The following is a 3,389-nucleotide window of genomic DNA, read 5'->3' as shown; positions in this document are numbered from 1 at the left end:
GTTCTCCCCCTCTCCCCCTTTCATGCGCCGTATTCCCCTCCTCACCTTCCTCCTCAGCCTCTGCGCTGTCCTGCTTTGGAACTGCACCCCAACATTTCTCAATCGGGTGCCCCCGGTCGATTCGGCTGAGACCGCCCGGCAGGCGCTAGAACGCACCGTCTTACCCAATATTTCTATCGGCGAAGACCTGATTACCGACGAAGTCGCCGCCCGCTACACCACCGACCAAATCGAAGACCCACTTCCTGACATCAATACTTTCCCGCTCTACGGGGCCCAGCCCGGTGGGGGCAACACCGCCTATATCGAAATCTACAGCTCCTCCGAGAAAGCCAATATTGATCGCCAAAACGAGCGCTGGCTGGTCGAAGTCGCCGATGCGTTTAACCAGCGTCAGGAAACCCTGCCCTCGGGTGAGGTGATTCAGGTGGGGGTGCGTCAGATCGCGTCGGGTACCGCCGCTCGCCTGCTGGGGGCGGAAACGGTTCAACCCGTTGGCTACAGCCCCTCCAACGATCTGTGGGTAGCGATGGTGCAGAGTCAGGGAGTCGATATCCTGCCGGTGGCCGATCGCCTGGTGCCCAACACCGCTGGGTGGGTCTTGCCCAAAGCCGTTTACGACGGCCTGGCCGAGAATAGCGCCGAGAATAGCGCCGAGAATGGCAGCGTTAGCTTTGATCGGCTGCTGAATGCGATCGCATCGGGCCAGGTCACCGTGGCCTACCCCAACCCCTACAGCAGTTCCACCGCGCTCAATCTGCTCTATACGCTGTACTGGCGGGCCGCAGGGCACCAGGAGGACGGCGGCCAGCTCACCATTGCCGAGCTCCAAACCCCCCAGGTCAACTCGGTGTTTGACCAGTTTCAGCAACAGGTGTTGATTACCACCGCCACCACCCTCGACCTGCAAGAGCTGTTTCTGCGCGACCAGAGCAAGCTCCAGGCCTTTCCCCTGGAGTACCAGAATTATTTGGCTTTGCGGGAGGTGCCCGGTTTTAGCGAGACCGAGTTTGTCCCCTTTGGGGTGCCCCACAATAACCCCCTGGTGGGCTTCGGGTGGAACAGCCCCCAGCAGCAGGCCGCCCTAGAGCAGTTCGCCACCTTTGCCCAGTCGGCTGAAATGCAGGCCTTAGCCCAACAGCAGGGATTTGTCGAGACAGATTATCTCAACTCTGGGCAAGTTCCCCCCTTTCCCAACGGCGAAACCCTGCTGGCCGCCCAGTCCAACTGGAAGCTACGCAAAGACGGCGGGCGCACGGTGTATATGTCGCTGGTGATCGACACCAGTGGCTCTATGGAAGGGGAACGCCTGCAAGCGCTCAAGGATGGTCTGCGGGTCGCCGCCGGACAGATCAACTCAGGCAACTACGTCAGCATCGTTAGCTTTGCCGACACGCCCACCCGCCGCCTTACCCTGGCTCCCTTTGACGATTTACAGCACCAGAAATTTTTAGCCACCATCGACCAACTCCAGGCCGACGGCGCCACGGCCATGTACGATGGCCTGCTGGTCGGCCTCTCTGACCTGCTGGCCAAGCAGGAGGCCGACCCCACCGGGCGCTACTATCTGTTGGTGCTGAGCGATGGCGAGGTTAACCGAGGCTATACCCTCGATGCCATTGACGACATTCTGGCCTACAGCGATGTACGCTTTTACCCGATCGCCTACGGCGAAGTTAACCAGGACGAACTCCAGGCGATCGCCAGTCTGCGCGAATCCACCGTGCAGCAGGGCAGCCCCGACAACGTGCAGAGCCTGTTCAAAGACCTGTTCCAGGTTAATCTGTAGACCATTTTTCCTATGCCCAACCCCAACCAACGATTGATTCGTACCCTGGCCCTGGGCTGGATTGCCTTTGGGGCTCTAGGTCTGGGGTTTCGTCAGCTATTATCGGGGCCAACAGTGACGGTGATTATCGATCGCAGCTACTGCGACCCGGCCCAATGGCGACAGTTGGCCGACCAGTACGCCGCCCTCTACGCCCAACAGACCCAGCGGCAGCTCACCATCGAGCAGGTGATCTACGTCAGCGATCTGGGGGCCATTGTGCCCAACGCCGTGCCGTCTCCCGACGAGGTGCGCTCCCTAAATCCATCCGGCCTGTCTGACCCGGCCGAAATTCAGCAGGCCACCGCAGCCAATCCTGGGGCTACGGTGCTCCTCTGCGGCCAGTGAGAAACCAACCGACCCAGTTCAGATTTACACTGTAGGCTGAGCCCGCCCGCTCGCCCCTAGACTGCCCCTAAACGGCTAACACAACTTCTCTATGACCGCTACCCCCGCCCTGCCCAGCGACGACACCACCCGCCACACCGATAGCGATTGGCGGCTGTTTCTGCGCATGTGGCCCTATATCTACAAGCACCGTGCGGCCCTGGTGCTGCCGCTGATTCTGCTGGTACCCCTATCGTTGGCCAACGCCATGCAGCCGGTGCTAATTGGCCAGGCTATTTCCCTCATTCGTCAAGAGCCGGTGATGAGTTTTTTAGAGGGCCGCACCCTGCAAGGGGGGCTCAATCTGCTGGTGGGGCTGCTGGTGGTGACCGTCGTCATTCGGCTGCTGCTCGATGGCTTTCAGAGCTACATGGTGCAGGCCGTAGGGCAGACCATTACTGCCGATATTCGCACTGACCTGTTTACCCATGTCACCGTGCTGGCGGTGCGGTTCTTTGACCGCACCCCCGTGGGCAAGCTGATTACCCGCATCACCAGCGATGTCGATGCCCTGGGCGACGTGTTCTCTACCGGAGCGGTGGGCATCATCACCGATATTTTTTCGATTTTGGTACTGCTGGTGGTGATGTTTACCATGCAGTGGCAGCTGGCCCTGATGCTGCTGGCCCTATTGGTGCCGGTGACCTGGCTGATTATTTACTTTCAGCAGCAGTTTCGCAAAGCCAACTACACAGCCCGCGAGCACCTCTCTGAGCTGAATGCCGCCCTGCAAGAGAATGTGGCGGGTATTAACGTGGTGCAGCTGTTTCGCCGCGAGCGCTACAACGCCGAGCTGTTTCGCCACACCAATCAAAAATATATCGACGCGGTGGATACCACCATCTTCTATGACTCAGCGGTGTCGTCAACCCTGGAGTGGATCTCGCTAGTTGCCATTGGCGGGGTACTCTGGCTGGGCGGCCTGTTGGTGATGCAAGATGCCCTCACCTTTGGAGTTTTGGCTAGCTTCATTTTGTTTGCCCAACGACTGTTCGACCCGCTGCGCCAGTTTGCCGATAAGTTCACCGCGATTCAGGCCGGGCTCACTGCCGTCGAGCGCATTACCGACCTGTTTAATGTGCCGGTGGAGATTCGCGATCCAGAAAAGTTGTCAGGAGAAGGAGGACAGGCTGAAGCAAACGGCAGCTCCAGCGGTTTCCCCACCACCTATGCT

Annotated in this window: 3 protein-coding genes; all 3 read left to right on the top strand. The window is 59.4% G+C overall.

Annotation, left to right across the window (positions count from 1 at the left end):
- Positions 1 to 1,789: VWA domain-containing protein (locus IQ254_RS30290; RefSeq protein WP_313887620.1), on the top strand; the 1,789-nt coding region annotated here is incomplete at its 5' end.
- A 12-nt stretch (positions 1,790 to 1,801) separates the two neighbouring features.
- Entirely contained in the window at positions 1,802 to 2,176 is a 375-nt protein-coding gene (locus IQ254_RS30285) for a hypothetical protein (RefSeq protein ID WP_193969854.1), read from the top strand.
- A 91-nt stretch (positions 2,177 to 2,267) separates the two neighbouring features.
- Positions 2,268 to 3,389, top strand: a 1,122-nt coding sequence (locus IQ254_RS30280) for an ABC transporter ATP-binding protein (RefSeq protein ID WP_193969853.1), incomplete at its 3' end; no start/stop codon positions are given.

This window comes from Nodosilinea sp. LEGE 07088 (genome assembly GCF_015207395.1).
Lineage (GTDB): Bacteria > Cyanobacteriota > Cyanobacteriia > Phormidesmidales > Phormidesmidaceae > Nodosilinea.
This window is presented reverse-complemented; position numbering and strand designations above follow the sequence as displayed.